Source organism: Plantactinospora sp. KBS50, assembly GCF_002285795.1.
GTDB lineage: Bacteria > Actinomycetota > Actinomycetes > Mycobacteriales > Micromonosporaceae > KBS50.
The window spans coordinates 5,361,206-5,376,181 of record NZ_CP022961.1 but is presented as its reverse complement, the minus strand read 5'-3'; the positions used below and the strand labels follow the sequence as shown (position 1 = coordinate 5,376,181).

Annotated in this window: 12 protein-coding genes; 3 read left to right on the top strand and 9 right to left on the bottom strand. The window is 74.5% G+C overall.

The features are described from left to right. The first annotated feature begins 150 nt into the window (after positions 1–150). Both CIK06_RS23145 and CIK06_RS23140 read left to right on the top strand, forming a co-directional pair. Positions 151–477, top strand: a complete 327-nt coding sequence (locus CIK06_RS23145; protein WP_095566578.1) for a hypothetical protein — start codon at positions 151–153, stop codon at positions 475–477. A gap of 151 nt (positions 478–628) precedes the next feature. Beyond that, positions 629–1,444, top strand: a complete 816-nt coding sequence (locus tag CIK06_RS23140; RefSeq protein ID WP_095566577.1) for an alpha/beta hydrolase — start codon at positions 629–631, stop codon at positions 1,442–1,444. An 81-nt stretch (positions 1,445–1,525) separates the two neighbouring features. Here CIK06_RS23140 and CIK06_RS23135 read toward each other — a convergent pair whose 3' ends face one another. Genes CIK06_RS23135 through CIK06_RS23115 form a run of 5 tightly spaced genes read right to left on the bottom strand, consistent with a single transcriptional unit; the run spans position 1,526 to position 7,016 of the window. Next, positions 1,526–2,407 carry a glycosyltransferase gene (locus tag CIK06_RS23135; protein ID WP_232533814.1) on the bottom strand — a complete coding sequence of 294 codons (882 nt, stop codon included), beginning with the start codon at positions 2,405–2,407 and terminating at the stop codon, positions 1,526–1,528. After that, entirely contained in the window at positions 2,404–3,246 is an 843-nt protein-coding gene (locus CIK06_RS23130) for a glycosyltransferase (protein WP_095566576.1), read from the bottom strand. The genes CIK06_RS23135 and CIK06_RS23130 overlap by 4 nt, the downstream gene beginning before the upstream one ends. Positions 3,247–3,302: 56 nt before the next feature. Further along, the gene (locus CIK06_RS23125) at positions 3,303–4,670 is read right to left on the bottom strand and encodes an O-antigen ligase family protein (RefSeq protein WP_095566575.1); all 1,368 of its coding nucleotides are present in this window, start codon (positions 4,668–4,670) and stop codon (positions 3,303–3,305) included. Continuing rightward, positions 4,667–5,539: a hypothetical protein gene (locus CIK06_RS23120; RefSeq protein WP_095566574.1), complete on the bottom strand. Its 873-nt coding sequence runs from the start codon at positions 5,537–5,539 to the stop codon at positions 4,667–4,669. Before CIK06_RS23120 ends, CIK06_RS23125 begins: the two co-directional genes overlap by 4 nt. Positions 5,540–5,582: 43 nt before the next feature. Beyond that, the gene (locus CIK06_RS23115; RefSeq protein ID WP_095566573.1) at positions 5,583–7,016 is read right to left on the bottom strand and encodes a glycosyltransferase; all 1,434 of its coding nucleotides are present in this window, start codon (positions 7,014–7,016) and stop codon (positions 5,583–5,585) included. A 583-nt stretch (positions 7,017–7,599) separates the two neighbouring features. Between CIK06_RS23115 and CIK06_RS23110 the strand changes: the two genes are divergently transcribed. Then, a complete protein-coding gene (locus CIK06_RS23110; RefSeq protein WP_157756900.1) occupies positions 7,600–11,415 on the top strand; it encodes a PQQ-dependent sugar dehydrogenase in 3,816 nt (1,271 codons plus the stop codon). 88 nt (positions 11,416–11,503) lie between these two features. On the opposite strand, the gene CIK06_RS23105 is transcribed toward CIK06_RS23110, so the two are convergent. From CIK06_RS23105 to CIK06_RS23090, 4 genes are all read right to left on the bottom strand, one after another. Continuing rightward, positions 11,504–12,004, bottom strand: coding sequence for a hypothetical protein (locus CIK06_RS23105; RefSeq protein ID WP_157756899.1), 501 nt, complete (start codon positions 12,002–12,004; stop codon positions 11,504–11,506). Positions 12,005–12,079: 75 nt separating this feature from the next. Continuing rightward, entirely contained in the window at positions 12,080–12,511 is a 432-nt protein-coding gene (locus tag CIK06_RS23100; protein WP_157756898.1) for a YkvA family protein, read from the bottom strand. Positions 12,512–12,514: 3 nt separating this feature from the next. Beyond that, a complete protein-coding gene (locus CIK06_RS23095) occupies positions 12,515–14,038 on the bottom strand; it encodes a lipopolysaccharide biosynthesis protein (RefSeq protein WP_157756897.1) in 1,524 nt (507 codons plus the stop codon). Then, positions 14,035–14,955, bottom strand: coding sequence for a glycosyltransferase family A protein (locus tag CIK06_RS23090; protein WP_095566569.1), 921 nt, complete (start codon positions 14,953–14,955; stop codon positions 14,035–14,037). Before CIK06_RS23090 ends, CIK06_RS23095 begins: the two co-directional genes overlap by 4 nt. Positions 14,956–14,976 lie beyond the last annotated feature (21 nt).

The window sequence follows — 14,976 nt, the reverse complement described above, 5'->3', positions numbered from 1 at the left end:
GAGGGCGCCACCGGCCCAGCGGCGGCTCTGCGGCTCACCGTAAACCGGTCAGTCGAGCGACCCGATATGACTGACTGTGATCCGACAAGATACTGAATGCAGTGATGCATTGCGATCATCACGTCAAACCGGTGGTCGTACCCTGGAAAGGTGAGTCCCCGTCGCAACCGTCCCCGCCGTGACCAGGCATCGCCGCTGGACGGCGAGCGCGCCCGCCAGGGCGACCAGGGCGTCCAGGCGTGGCGGGACGGCGAGTGGCTGGTTCGGGGGATCTCCGGGGCGGCGGCCGAGAAGACGTACCGGTGTCCCGGCTGCGAGCAGGAGATCCGGCCCGGCGTGCCGCACGTGGTGGCCTGGCCCGCCGACGGCTGGGGCGACCCGGGTGACCGGCGGCACTGGCACGGTGGCTGCTGGCGGGCCCGGGACCGGCGCGGGCCGGTCGTGCAGCGCTCCCGCAACGCCCCGCGCTACGGCTGACCGCGCCGGCCGCGCTGCCGCCGACCGCGCCGAGCGGCCGACCGCGCCGGCCGCGCTGCCGCCGACCGTGCCGAGCGGCCGGCCGCCCCGCGGGCGACGGACCGGGAAGGGTCGTTTCGGGGCAGGACGGGCAGGTTCCTATCCTTGATCCGTGACCGCTATCCGCGCCTCGTCGATCCTGCCCGCCCGCCGGGAGGACATCGAACTGCACACGGCCGACGGCCTGCGCCTGGTGGGCGAGCTGGCCCTGCCGGCCGACCGCGACCCGGCCGCCACGATCATCTGCCTGCACCCGCTGCCCACCCACGGCGGGATGATGGACAGCCACGTCTTCCGCAAGGCCGCCTGGCGGCTGCCGGCGCTGGCGGACCTCGCGGTGCTGCGGTTCAACACCCGCGGCACCACAAGCGTGCGCGGGACCAGTGAGGGCGCGTTCGACAACGCGGTGGGGGAGCGGTACGACGTCGCCGCCGCGATCGAGTACGCCGAGTTCGCCGAACTCCCGAACGTCTGGCTGCTCGGCTGGTCGTTCGGCACCGACCTGACGATCAGGTACGGCTGTGACCCGGTGGTGCGCGGCGCGATCCTGCTCTCCCCGCCGCTGCGCTTCAGCACGCCGGACGACCTGGCCAACTGGGCCGCGTCCGGCAAGCCGCTGGTCGCCCTGGTCCCGGAGTTCGACGACTACCTGCGGCCGGAGGCCGCCCGGGAGCGGTTCGCCGCGGTCGGCCAGGCCGAGGTGGTCGCGATGGCCGGCGCCAAGCACCTGTGGGTGGGCGACGCCGAGAACGTCCTGGACGAGGTGGTGCGCCGGGTCAACCCGGCCGTGCCGGTGCCGCTGCCGCGGACCTGGGACGGGCCGATGGAGACCGGCGACGCCAGCGCGTACGCCGACCGCACGGTCGCCTCGTTCGCCGACCGTCCGGTGCCCGGCCCGGTGCCCGCGGCGGGCGACGAGCCGGACTGAGGGTCCCGTCCGGCCCGTCCGGCCCGTCCGGCCCGCGGCTCCGGTCCGCCCCGGCGATCCGGTGGCCGCGGCGTCGGCCCGCTACGGCCCGGCCCAGCGGCTCGACTCGTCCCGGCCCCAGCCGTTGCGGGTCGCGGGCCGGCGCGCGGAAAGCTCGGCCAGCACGCTGAGCGCGGCGTAGCAGGCGCCGGCGGGCAGCAGCCACGGCCGCCGCAGCACCACGGTGGCCAACCACGAACCCCGGCGGCTCGGCGCGACGTTCTGGCCGGTGGTCCGCAGCATGGCGTTGCCGGCCCGGACCCGGCCGAGCCGGCGCAGCAGGTCCCGGGTGCGCCGGGGGGTGGCCACCACCGCCCTGCTGGCCAGCACCTCCCGCTTCTCCCCGGGCAGGAACAGCGAGTCCAGGTACAGGTCGTCGGCGACGACCTGCGGGAAGACGTCGAAGCGCCGCCGGCCCTGGGCCGACACGGCGATCGCGCCCCGGCCGAACAGGGCGCCCCGGAACGCGGGCAGCCGCCCGTTGATCGCGTAGTACGCCCGTACCAGCAGGGGCCGGCCGGTCGTGTCCAGGACCCGGCGGGGCGCCGCGGCCAGTGCCGCCGGGCGGCCGTCGCCGGGCGTGCCGACCTGGGCCAGCACCGCGCGGGCGTCGGACGTGCTGAGCAGCACGTCCGCGTCCAGGTACAGCCGGGGAAACCGGGTGGCCACGGCGTCGCCCGCGTTCAGCGCCGCCGGCTTGCTGGCCGTCTCCAGTTCGAGCACGGTGACCCCGGGCACCGACCGGGCCACCGACGCGGTCTCGTCGGTGCAGCCGTTGGCCACCACGACCACCTCGAACTCGGCCGGCCGGGCGTCGGCCAGCAGCGCGCGCAGGGTGCCGCCGATCCGACCCGCCTCGTCGTGGGCGGCGATCACCACGCTGCTCGCCGGGGTGTTCGCCGGGGTGTTCACCGGGGTGCTCACCACGGTGCCCGGCCGGTGAGCGCCCGGCGCAGCCGGCGACCGAGGTTGTACCGCTTCAGCCGCCAGCCGAAGTAGTCGTCCAGGTCGAGCGAGGCGCCCTGGACGGTCCGGGCCGAGTGCACCATCTCCGCGGTCCACTCGGCGATGGTGGCGGCCCCGACCTCCCGGGCGGTCAGCGGCCAGCGCGCCCGCAGGTCCGCGTCGGTGCGGTAGATCGTGTGTGCGCTGCGCGGGTCGTCCATGTGATCTTCCGGGATGAACGGGTGGTACCAGCCGTTGATCCAGCCGGCCCGCGCCGCGCGCAGGCACCACCGGGTGAACGACTCACCGGGCCGCAGCGGACCGAGCTGCCGGACGACGGCCCGCTTCACCAGGAAACCGCTGCCCTGCACCCAGTGGTTGCGCAGCAACGTGTGCCCGTGCGGGTAGTCGGCCATCTTCGGGGCCGACAGTTCGGGGTCCAGGTCGCAGTCCGGGAACCGCCAGGCGCCGATCACGCCGAACTGCGGCACGTCCTCGTGCGCCTTGCGCAGCGTCTCCAGCCAGCCCGGTTCCTCCAGGCAGTCGTCGTCCACCTTGCTCAGGTAGTCCCCGCCGGCCTCCCGGAACAGCCAGTTCGTGGGTTCGCGCAGCCCGGGGTTGCTCGCATCGTGGTGGAAGCGGTGCAGCCGCGGATGGTTGCGGTGCTCCTGCACGGCCGCCAGGGTCTCCCGGTCGGTGCCGTTGTGCCACACCCAGATCCGGGTGTCCGCGGTGGCGGTCTCCAGCAGCCTGGGCAGGGACAGCCGGACGTACTCCGGCCGGTTGTAGGTGATCAGCAGAATGTCGATGCCACCCATGGATCTCGCCTCTCGTTCCCGATTGCCTGACCGGGCGGGACGTGCGGGTCCCGCGTTCACCCCGCCGCCGCCCGGTTCATCCGCTCGGCGCGGGTGACCCGCCAGAGCGCTCCGGTGAGCCCCAGCAGGAGGTGCACGGTGAGGAAGTAGGTGGTGAAATAGAACGCGTCGAAGGTGAGCGCGCTGGCCGCCGCGACGCCGATGACCACCGCGAGCACCGCGGCCAGATCCCGGTCCCGCGCCGAGGTGGCCAGCCGGCGGACCCGGCCGGCCAGCACGGCGCCGGTGGCGAAGAGCCCGACCAGCCCGGCCACCCCGACGACGCCGGTGGTCAGCAGCGCCTGCAGCCACTGGTTGTCCAGCAGTTGGTACAGCTCCGGCAGCCAGGTGCCGGTGCCGCGGCCGAACCACGGCCGCTGGCGGATGAACGGCGCCACGTACGCGTAGTCCTCCAGCCGGCCCTGCACGCTCGGGTCCCGCCCGCCGGCGAAGAGCAGGGCGCGCAGCGTGGCCAGCAGGCCGGGCCGGACCACCTGGAGCAGCGTGGCCAGCATCCCGCCGGCCAGCAGCACGGTCACGGTGGTGCGCAGCGGCCAGGTCAGCGCGAGCAGCAGGACGGCGGCTGCCAGCGCGAGCACGCCGGTGCGGGACAGCGAGATGGGGATGACCACGGCCTGCAGGGCGGCCAGGGCGGTGAAGATCTGCCGGTCCCGGCGCAGCGGCGCGAACCTGGCCAGGTGTGTCGCGATCACCAGCCCGATCACCATCAGCACGCTGAACTCGATGTAGTGCCCGGCGGTGCCGGCGACCCGGAACAGCCCGGCACCGCCCCGGTCGACGAAGCCGACCAGGTCACGCTGGAACACCAGCAGCGGCGGCAGCCGGATCACCGTGGTGATGTCCCGGTGCAGGGCGAACTGGCCCAGCGCGACGACGGCCATGCACCCGCAGCCCCAGCAGAGCCAGCGCAGCACCCGGTCGATGCCGGCCCGGGTGAGCACACCGTCGGCGGCGCACAGCAGCACGCCCGCCCCGGCGAGCGCCAGCAGGATGCTCCGGTCGGCCCCGTTGGACTCCAGCGCCGGCATGCCGCGCAACTGCGCCGCGACGTACGAGGCGCCGACCGTGGCCAGGTAGCCGGCCAGTGCCCAGCGCATCGGCTGCCGGCCGTGGCTGGCCAGCAACGGGTGCAACCGGGTCAGCGCCCAGCAGACGAACAGCAGGATCGCCGCCACCACGCCCGGCCGGCCGATCGCGGCCAGCGGCGGGAAGATCAGCCGGGCCGGCAGCAGGTAGCAGAGCATCAGCACCACGATCAGCGCGCCGGAGGCGTCCGGTCCACGCCGTACCGTCGAGGTCAGGCCGTCGTAGACGGTGGCCGGCCGGACGGGTGCGCGGGTGGGTGGCGAGTCGACCGTGCTCACCGGTCGTCCCGGCCCACCCGGCGGACCGTGGTGAGCACGACCGTGTCGTCCGGTGCCGGCGCCACGTCCCAGTCCGCCGGCACCGGAGCCCGGCGGTCCGGCCCGCCGGGAGCCCGGGCGGGCGCCGGCACCGGCACCGGAGTCCGGGCGCCGGGCGCAGGCTCCGGTGGGGCCGCGTCCAGCGCCGCCGGCTCGACCCTGGCCCGGGTGGCCGGCACGGCGTCGTCCTGGGCCCTCGGGCGCCGTGTCCGCCGGGCCGACCGGTGCCGGAGCACGGCGTCGAGCACCGCGGCGCCGGCCGCGGCGGCCAGCAGTCCGAGCACCAGCAGCACGAGCTGCGCGCGCAGCACGTTGGACCGGGACTGGCCGATGTCGAGGCCGGCGTCCAGGACCTTCGTGGTGATCTGCTCGCCGGCCCGGGGCCGGTACTCCGCCTGCCGGGCCGCGACCTCCTCGCCGATCAGCCGGGTCACGGTGGTGACCGTGGCCAGCGCCCGGGACCGGCTGGAGGCGGTGACGTCGACGCTGAGGATCGAGGTCCGGGCCACCACGCTGACCTTGTAGCCGGCCTGCCCGCCGGCCCTGACCACCCGCTCCTGGGCCGGCCGCGCCGAGACCGATATCTGCACGGCCTGCGCCATCTGGTCGCCGCCGATGGCCAACCAGGGGTTGCCGGGCCGCGGGGCGGTGCCGCGTTCCGGCTCCGGCGCCGGTGTGGTGGGCGGGATGAGCACGATGGCGGCGCTGGTCTTGTACTCCGGGTCGATCCGCTGCCCGACGACCACGGCGCCGGCCAGGGTGAGCAGCAGCACGGGCACCGTCACGTACCACCTGCGCAGCATGAGTCTCAGCAGGTCGAGCAGGTCCATCGGGTGCCCCTTCGAAGTGGCGGAACGGCAGGGTCGACGGCGGTCATGGCCGGCGTGGGGGTGCGGTGCTCGCCGCGTGGTCGTCGGAGTGCCCGATCCGCGGGACCGGTGGCGGCGCGACCGGGGCCGGCAGCCGGCCGATTCCGGCGGTGCCGCCGGCCGGCTCGCCGGCCACCTGGCTGGTCGCCTCGCCGGCCACCTGGCCGGTTGGCTGGCGTGTTGCCTGGCCCGCCACGTGGCCGGTCGGCTGGCCGGTCGGCTGCGCGGCCGGCCGGTCCGGCGTGCCGAGCAGCCGGCGCCACAGCTCCAGATAGGTCACCGCCTGGTGGTCCCAGGCGAGGTGGTGCCGGAAGCGCCGCCGGGCCACGTCCCGCATGGCCGTACGCCGCGGCTCGTCGTCGAGCAGCCGGTCCAGCGCCACGGCCAGCTCGTGCGGGGTTCCGGTGGGCACGTACACGGCCGCCCCCGCCGCGGTACGCCGGGTTTCGAGTAGGTCGACCGCGACCACCGGAAGGCCCCGGGCCAGGTACTCGACCGTCTTGGCCATGGTGGACAGCTCGGCCATCCGGGTCGGCGGGTCCGGCTGGATGCCGATGGAGGCGACCCGGAGCAACCCGTCCACGGCGTCGGCGTCCAGCCAGCCGGTGAACCGGACGACCTGGTCGAGGCCGCGGTCGGTGGCCAGCCGGTGCAGGTCGGGCAGGCTCTCCCCGTCGCCGGCGATCACCATCCGCCAGTCGGCCACGCCGCGCAGCCGGGCCAGCCGTTCGGCGGCGAGCACCGCGGCACAGACGTGGTCCTGCGGGTTGATCACGCCGAGGTAGACGATGAGATGCCGGCGGTCCGCCGCCGGTTCGGCCGCCGGCGCCCGCTCGCGGCTGACCTCGGCCAGTGAGGGGCCGTTGCGGACCACCACCACCCGGTCGGGGTCGCAGCCGCCCCGCTTGATCGCCAGCTCGCGGTAGGACTCGTTGGTCGCCACCACGGCCGTGGCGCAGCGCCAGGAGAGCCGTTCGAACGCGAGCAGGATGCGCAGTACGCCCGGCCGGGGCTGGGCGGTCTTGCACTGGTACAGCTCGGGGCTCAGGTCGTGGTGGTCGAAGACGAACGGCCGGCGCAGGGCCCGCATGAGCAGCGCCAGCACCCAGAACACGTCCGGCGGGTTGCACGCCTGCACGGCGTCCACCCGGTCGGTGAGCAGCAGCGCGACCAGCCGGGCGGTGACGGCGACCAGCGCCCAGGCGAACTCCGCGGCGAAGGACAGCACCCCGGAGCCGGCGAACGGTTGCGGGAACGAGCGGATCCGGGTGGCGGCGGTGCCGGGGAGCCGGGTCGGCCGGCCGGGGCCGCGCGGGCACACGACGGTGGCCCGGTAGCCGGCGGCCTCCAGCGCCTGACACTCGCGGATCACCCGGCGGTCCCGTTCGGCGGGCAGGTTGACAACCACGATGACGACGTGCGCCCGTCGCTCAGCCATTAACACCTCACTTTTCGTCCCGCTGTGCGGACGCGCGTGCCCCGGTCTGGAAATTGTCATTTCGGCGACGCCCGAGGAAAGACACTGCGGCATCGGCGGGTGGTCGGGCAAGGACCGTAGCCCATTGTTAATGTCGGTTTCCTTACACGGCAAGAGTGGTCTTGAGCAGCAGGTTTGTGAATTAGGGCGGCGTGTGTGGGTGCGGGCGGGCGATCATCGGGGGAATCTGAAAAAGATTCCTGAGAGTGATTTACGAATCGCCCCCCACCGACGGTGGTGGCAAATTCCACGAGGCACCTGAAAAATCCCTGCACCTAATTGTCGCTCGCATTTTCCGGTGCAATGCCGCCCGGTGCCGTACGCGCGTACCGCGCCGGGTCGGTCGGCCGGGCGTACCGGACGTTCCGGGCGTACCGCGGACCGGACGGTTCGGTCCGCGGCCGGCGTCGATCGGCGTCCCGGAAGTGTCCCGACGGCCGGCCGGACAGGTCGGCGTTACGACAGCTCGCGGCGCTGACCTGCGCGGATGCTGGACCGCAGGCTCCGCCGGCGGCACCGGCGGGCGGCGGACGGAGGACCGATCATGACCGCCTCACGACGCAGAATGTCCCGGGCGCTCGGCTGCGCCCTGCTGGCCGCGACGCTGCTGGCCGCGATGCTGCTGGCGGTGGTGCCGGAGCATCCCGCGCCGGCCACCGCCGCCGCGCCGCCCGGCTTCACCGAACAGGTCGTGTTCAGCGGGCTCACCCTGCCCACCAAGCTGGTCTTCGCCCCGGACGGCCGGGTCTTCGTGGCGCAGAAGGACGGCGTCATCAAGGTCTTCGACAGCCTGACCGACACCACCCCCACGGTCTTCGCCGACCTGCGCGACGAGGTCTACAACTACGAGGACATGGGGCTGATGGGCCTGGCGCTGCCGCCGGGCTTCCCGGCCGACCCGTACGTCTACGTCAGCTACACCTACGACGGCCGGATCGGCGGCACGGCGCCGACGTACCACGACGCCTGCCCGAGCATCGGCAACTGCATCACCAGCAGCCGGGTGTCCCGGCTGCGCGCCGACGGGAACGTGATGACCGGCACCGAGCAGGTGCTGCTGCACGACTGGTGCCAGCAGATCGAGAGCCACTCCATCGGCGACCTGCACTTCGGGCCGGACGGCGCGCTCTGGATCAGCGGCGGGGAGGGCGCCTCGGGCACCTTCACCGACTACGGCCAGGCCGGAAATCCGAGCAATCCCTGCGGCGACCCGCCGGCCGCCGCGGGCGGGGCCATGACGCCGCCCACCGCCGAGGGCGGCGCGCTGCGGGCGCAGGACCTGCGCACCCCCGGCGACCCGACCGGGCTCTCCGGCACGCTGATCCGGGTGGACCCGGCCACCGGCGCGGCGCCGCGGGACAACCCGCTGGCCGGCAACGCCGACCCGAACGCCCGCCGGATCGTCGCGTACGGGTTGCGCAACCCGTTCCGCTGGACCTTCCGGCCGGGCACCCGCGAGGTCTGGGCCGGTGACGTGGGCTGGCGTACCTGGGAGGAGATCGACCGGATCCCCGACCCGCTGACCGGGCCGGTCCGCAACTACGGCTGGCCCTGCTACGAGGGCAACAGCCGGCAGAGCGGGTACGACGCCGCCAACCTCAACCTGTGCGAGTCGCTGTACGGCGCCGGCGCACCGGCGGTGACCGCGCCGTACTACACCTACCAGCACAGCCAGCAGGTCGTGCCGGGGGAGAGCTGCCGCACCGGGGGCTCCGCGCCGAGCGGGATGGCCTTCTACCCGGGCAGCGAGGGCGGATATCCGCTCGGGTACGCGAACGCGCTGTTCTTCGCCGACTACTCCCGCGGGTGCATCTGGGCGATGCGCGCGGGCAGCAACGGGTTGCCCAACCCGGCCGACATCGTCTCGTTCGCGCCGAACGCCGCCTCGCCGGTGGACCTGGAGATCGGCCCCGAGAGCGACCTGTACTACGTGGACCTGTCCGGCGGGACCATCCGCCGGTTCCACTACACCGCCGGAAACACGCCGCCGGTCGCCGCGATCACCGCCACCCCGACCGCCGGCAGCGCCCCGCTGACCGTCGCGTTCGACGGCTCCGGCTCCTCCGATCCCGACGCCGGCGACCTGCTCAGCTACCGGTGGGACTTCGACGACAACGGCACGGTGGACGCCACCGGCCCGACCGCCACGCACACCTACCCGACCGCGGGCAGCTACACCGCCCGGCTCCAGGTGACCGACAGCGGAGGCCGCGCGGCCACCGCGACCACCCGGATCCTGGTCTCGATGGGTGGGCCGGTGCCGGTGATCGAGCGCCCGACCGCCGCGGTGCGCTGGGTGGTCGGCCAGCGGGTGAGCTTCGCCGGCCACGCCACCGACCCGCACGAGGGCACGCTGCCGGCGAGCGCGCTCTCCTGGCAGCTGATCAACCGGCACTGCGACCTCGCCGGCAGCTGCCACACGCACGTGGTGCTCAGCTCGACCGGAGTGGCCGACGGGAGCTTCCTGGCGCCGGACCACGAGTATCCGTCGCACCTGGAACTCACGCTCACCGCGACCAACCGGGCCGGGCTGACCGGCAGCACCACGGTACGGCTGGACCCGCGAACGGTGAACCTGACCGTCGCCACCGAACCGGCCGGGCTGCGGGTCAACGTGAACGGCGCCGACCGCACCGGGCCGGCCACCGTGCCGGTGATCGTCGGCTCCACGAACACGATAAGCACCGCCAGTCCGCAGGTCGGGCTCGGTGCCACGTACTCCTTCCGGCGCTGGTCCGACGGCGGCGCCCAGACGCACGTGATCACCGCGCCCACCGCGGCGACCACCTGGACGGCCGCCTTCACCAGCACGGACGGCTGCTCGGACGGGTACGGGTACACCTGCTCGGTGGTGGCCGACCGGCCCTTCGAGGCGGCCGAGGGCACGGTGCTGCCGCTCACCGGGGACGATGCCGTGACCACCGTGACGCTGCCGTTCCCGGTGCCGCTGTACGGCCGGTCCTACCGGTCGGCGTGGATCTCCACGAACGGCGTGATCTCCTTCACCGACCCGGCCGGGTCCGCGCCGATCAACGGGCCGATCCCGTCGGCCGCCGCGCCCAACGCCGCGCTGTACCCGTTCTGGGACGACCTGCGGGTGTGGCCGGACTCCAGCGTCCGGACCGCCGTGCTGGGCACCGCGCCGGACCGGCGGTACCTGGTCGAGTGGCGCAACATCGGCTACTACGGGTCCGCCTCGGCCCGGCTGTCGGTCGAGGCGGCCATCTCCGAGACCGGCCAGATCACCTTCAACTACGCCGGCCTCTACCGCCGGGACACCCGCGAGCAGGGCGACAGCGCGACCGTCGGCATCGAGAACGCCGCCGGCACGGTGGCCCTGCAGTACTCGCTGAACCAGCCGGTCCTGGCCGACAACCGGGCGATCGTGTTCAGCCCACCCGGCGCGCCGCCGGCCGGCACGGGCACGGTCGCCGGGACGGTCACGGACGCCGCCACCGGTCGGGCGGTGGCGGGTGCGGCGGTGAACCTCAGCCCCGGTGGCCGGTCGACGATGACCGCGACGGACGGCTCGTACGCGCTGGCCGGGGTGCCGGCCGGGGCGTACACGCTGACGGCCTCGGCGCCCGGCGACCGCGCCGCGACCGCCGCGGTCCGGGTGTCGGCCGGCGGCACCGTACGGGTCAACCTGGCGCTCGTCGCGGTGTCCGCCTCGCCGTCGCCCTCGCCCTCACCGTCGCCGTCGGCGACGCCGCGGACCCCCTCGCCCTCGGCGACGCCGCGGACCCCCTCGCCCTCGGCGCCGCCGGGGACGTCCGCGCCACCGGGCGGCGGGTACACCCGGACCACCGAGGCGCGGGCCTTCGTGCCCACCGACGGCGGCACGGTGCTGCCGCTCACCGGGGACGACGTGGTGACCCGCACGGCGTTGCCGTTCCCGATCGCGCTGTACGGCCGGACGTACGACTCGGCCTGGGTCTCCAGCAACGGCATCGTCACGTTCACCGACCCCGGCGGCTCGTCGCCGATCAACGGGCCGATCCCGGACACCGCCGTACCGAACGCGGCCGTCTGCCCCTTCTGGGACGACCTGCGGATCTTCTCCGACGGCAGCGTCCGGACCGCCGTGCTGGGGGCCACGCCGAACCGCAGCTTCGTGGTGGAGTGGCACAACATCGCCTACTACGGCTCGTCCTCGGCCCGGCTGTCGGTGCAGGTGGTGTTCGCGGAGAACGGCGAGATCGCGTTCAACTACGCCGGCCTGTCCACGAAGGATGCCCGGGAGCGCGGCAACAGCGCCACGGTCGGCCTGGAGAACGCCGCCGGCACCGCCGCGGTGCAGCACTCGTACAACCAGGCGGTGCTGGCCGACGGTCAGGCGGTGGTGTTCCGGCCGGCCTGAGCGGATCCCGGCAGCGCCCGGCCGTCCTGGACGAGCATCCCGGGCGCTGCCGGCTCGGCACGGCCTACGCCTGCCGGCTCGGCACGGCCTACGCCGACAGCTTCTCGATCACCGCCTCGCCGTCTTCGGCGGCCCGCCCGAACAGCTCGGCCAGCGCCGCGGCGTGGCGCCGCAGCGCGGTGTGCCGCTCGTCGTCGTAGCACCGGGCCGGGTCCAGCGACCCCGCGAAGGCGGCGAGGTCGGGCCGGAACCGGTCGGACCACTCGTCGATCGGCGCGGCGGCCAGGAACTCGGCGGCCTGCCGGACGAACTCCGGCCGGAAGACGCCGACCAGATGCCGGTCGTCCCAGTCCGGCGGGCCGGCCGCGAGCCACTTGGCGACGCCCGAGGACGGCCCCTGCGCCGCGCCGAGTTGGAGCAGCTCACCGATCAGCGCGGCGCCGTCCTCGACGACCAGCAGCCGGCCGGATCGGGTGAGCACCGGAGACTCCCCGCCGGACCCACCGGGCGCCAACCCGCGGAGCTGGCGCGGGTCCAGCCCGCCTATCGCTCCCTCCGGAATCCGCCGCCAGCAGGTCTCGACACTCATCCATTCCTCCGCGCCCCGATGTCCGGTGTGGAGGGGCATTCTCACACCGGACACCGACAGTTTCGCCCGCGGCCCTCAGCGACCGGGGCCGGGCGGAAGCTGACCGGGCGGCGGCGATCCGGGCACCGGGCCACCGGGCTGGGAAAGGGTGCCCGGCCGGGGTACCCGCGGCACCGCGAAGCGCCGGGGATCGGGCCAGTTTCCGGTGCCGGGGGCCGGCATGGCGGCCTGCGCGGCGCGGTGTTGCCGCACCAGCTTGGTGAGGTAGATGAGCGCGCCGGTCAGCACGCCGACGTCGTCCAGGTAGATCGGGTCGGGCAGCAGGTCGATCGGGAAGATCGTGTAGATCAGCGCGCCGTAGAAGGCGAATTTGCCGGCGGCGCCCAGCTCTGTGAGGAGCTGGCGGGTCCGCCACACCCGGACGGCCAGCACGGCGGCAACGACGATGCCGGCCAGCAGGAGGAGGGCACCGAGGGTCAGCAGGAGGAGCCAGGCTTCCCGGGACATGCCTCAACGGTAAGCCAGGTCGGTACCGGCCGCGCGGCGGCGCAGCCGGTTCGACAGCGCGTGGCGCAGCGGCCGGTCGGCGGCCAGCAGCACGACGCCGGCGGCCAGCGTCGCGCCCCCGCCCAGGACCAGCAGCCCGAGCGTCGGGGTCAGCCGGGCGATCCCCAGCCAGCCGGCCAGCAGCGGCGCGGCGGCGGCCAGCGCGGCGGCGGCCAGCGCGGGCAGCGTCGGCAGCACGAACCGGCGCAGCGACGCCCCGGCGGCGCGGCGCACCGTCACGTGCAGCGCGACCGCGTTCACGGCGAGCTGGAGCAGCACCCCGGCCGCGGCCACCCCGGCGGCCTGGACGGGGGGCCGGGAGCCGTGCAGCAGGCTGCCGAGCGACACGAGGACCACCGCGCCGGTCAGCCCGCGGGTCCAGGTGATGACGGCCAGCCGACCGGGCTGGCCGATCGCCTGCAGCGCCGGCCCGAGCAGTACGCCGTACACGTTGACGGCGCCGAACAGGCAGAGCAGCCGCAGCGGCAGCTCGGTGCCGGCCCACTGCGGACCCAGGAACCGCACCAGCGGCCCGGCGACCGCGGCCAGGACGCCGAGCACCGGCAGCCCGGCCACGGCGCCGAGATGCTGGAGCCGGGCCAGGTACCGGGCGAAGGACACCCGGTCGTGTTGCAGCCGGGACAGCGCCGGCAGGGCGACCTGTTGCAGGGACCGCACCGTGATGTCGACGATCACGTCCGGCAGCCGCGCGGCCAGCCGGTAGATGCCGGTGGCGACCGGACCGAAGACCAGACCGGTCACGATCAGGTCCATCCGGGAGCTGAGCATCGCCCCGAGTCCCGCGTTGGCCGCGTGCGCCGAGAAGGCCCACAGCTCGCGCAGCGCGGCGAGCCGGGGCCGGCGGCCCGGCCGCCAGGGGCAGACCAGCCAGAGCACGACGAGGCTGATCAGGGCGCTGGCGACCTGCTGGCCGACCAGCGCCCACACCCCGGCGCCGGCCAGCGCGAGACCCAGCCCGAGCAGCCCGCTCAGCGTCGCCGCCAGCAGCGTCCGGATGGCCACCGCGCGGAACTGCAACTCCCGGCGCAGCAGCGTCTCGGGTACGACGGACAGGCCCTGCAACAGCACCGTGGGGGCGAGCGCGATGGTGACCGCGGTCAGCTGCGGTTCCCGGTTGACCAGCGCCCAGACCGGCGCGATCGCGATGGTGAGCAGGGTGAGCGCGACGCCGCCGACGGCGAGCACCACGAACGCCGTGTCCACCTGGTCCGGGGTGAGCCCCTCGCGCTGCACGATCGCCGAGGTCAGACCCTGCTGGAGCACGGTCTGGACGATCATGATGAGCACCGTCCCCATCGCCACGATGCCGAACTCCGCCGGACCCAGCAGCTTGGCCAGCAGGAACGTCACCAGCACCGAGGAGCCGAACCGTCCGGCCGTGAGCAGGTACGACCAGCCGATGGCCGAGCGGACCCGCTCGGTGTGCCCGGTCGGGCTCGGGCCGGTGGTCCGCTCGGCGGCCGTCACGCCGCACCCCGGGGCATCGCCGTGGACGGCGGCCGGCGGCGCTGCCCGCGGCGCCAGGCGCCGATCCGGACCCGGACCCGGCGCACCTCCCAGGCGGCCAGGAAGGCCGCCGCGCAGCTGAGCCGGGTGAGCGCCGGGGCGTCCCCGCCGGCCAGCGTGCGCAGCGTCTCGACCACCATCCGGCGGTGCGGCGAGCGGATCCGCTCGTCCCGGCGGTCCGGGGCGTACCAGGCCACCGCGGCGGTGCCGGTGCCGCCGGCCTGCCGGGTCGACCCCTGGTGCAGCCGGCGCAGGAACAGCCGCTCCGGCACCTCGTGGATGCCGCCCAGCCGGGCCACCTCGGCGACGAGCGTGTAGTCCGAGCCCAGGAACGGCCGGATCAGCCCGGTCCGGCGCAGCGCCGCCAGCCGGAACACCCCGAAGTGGGCGTGGCACAGGTTGATCCGGTCGGCCACCCGGGCCACCCGGCGCCACGGCCGGCGGCCCGGCAGGTCCAGCCGGTCGTCGTACGGCCCGATGGACCGGCCGTGGTCGTCGATGAGCACGGTGCGCGGGTAGGCCAGCACGGTCTCCGGGCCGGCCGCGTCCAGCGCCGCGACGCAGGCGCTCAGCAGCCGGGGCCGGCAGATGTCGTCGTAGGCGGCCCACTTGAACAGCTCACCCCGGGCGAGCTGCACCACCCGCGCGTAGTTCACCGGCCCGCCCAGGTTGCGCTCGTTGCGGTGCAGCCGGATCCGCGGGTCGCGCGAGGCGTACCGGCGGCAGATGTCCCAGGTCCCGTCGCTGGAGGCGTTGTCGCTGATCACCAGCTCGAAGTCGGGATAGTCCTGGGCGAGCAGCGCGTCGAGGCTCTCGGCCAGGTACCGCTCGGCGTTGAACAGCGGCATGCCGAGGGTCACCCGCGGGGGCGCGGCCATGCGTCTCCTCCCGGAATGGGC

Excerpts from the sequence above, each read along its gene's own strand:
- CIK06_RS23130 (WP_095566576.1), bottom strand. The coding sequence starts at position 3,246 with ATGGGTGGCATCGACATTCTGCTGATCACCTACAACCGGCCGGAGTAC.
- CIK06_RS23120 (WP_095566574.1), bottom strand. The coding sequence starts at position 5,539 with ATGGACCTGCTCGACCTGCTGAGACTCATGCTGCGCAGGTGGTACGTG.
- CIK06_RS23115 (WP_095566573.1), bottom strand. The coding sequence starts at position 7,016 with ATGGCTGAGCGACGGGCGCACGTCGTCATCGTGGTTGTCAACCTGCCC.
- CIK06_RS23110 (WP_157756900.1), top strand. The coding sequence starts at position 7,600 with ATGACCGCCTCACGACGCAGAATGTCCCGGGCGCTCGGCTGCGCCCTG.
- CIK06_RS23105 (WP_157756899.1), bottom strand. The coding sequence starts at position 12,004 with ATGAGTGTCGAGACCTGCTGGCGGCGGATTCCGGAGGGAGCGATAGGC.
- CIK06_RS23100 (WP_157756898.1), bottom strand. The coding sequence starts at position 12,511 with ATGTCCCGGGAAGCCTGGCTCCTCCTGCTGACCCTCGGTGCCCTCCTC.
- CIK06_RS23090 (WP_095566569.1), bottom strand. The coding sequence starts at position 14,955 with ATGGCCGCGCCCCCGCGGGTGACCCTCGGCATGCCGCTGTTCAACGCC.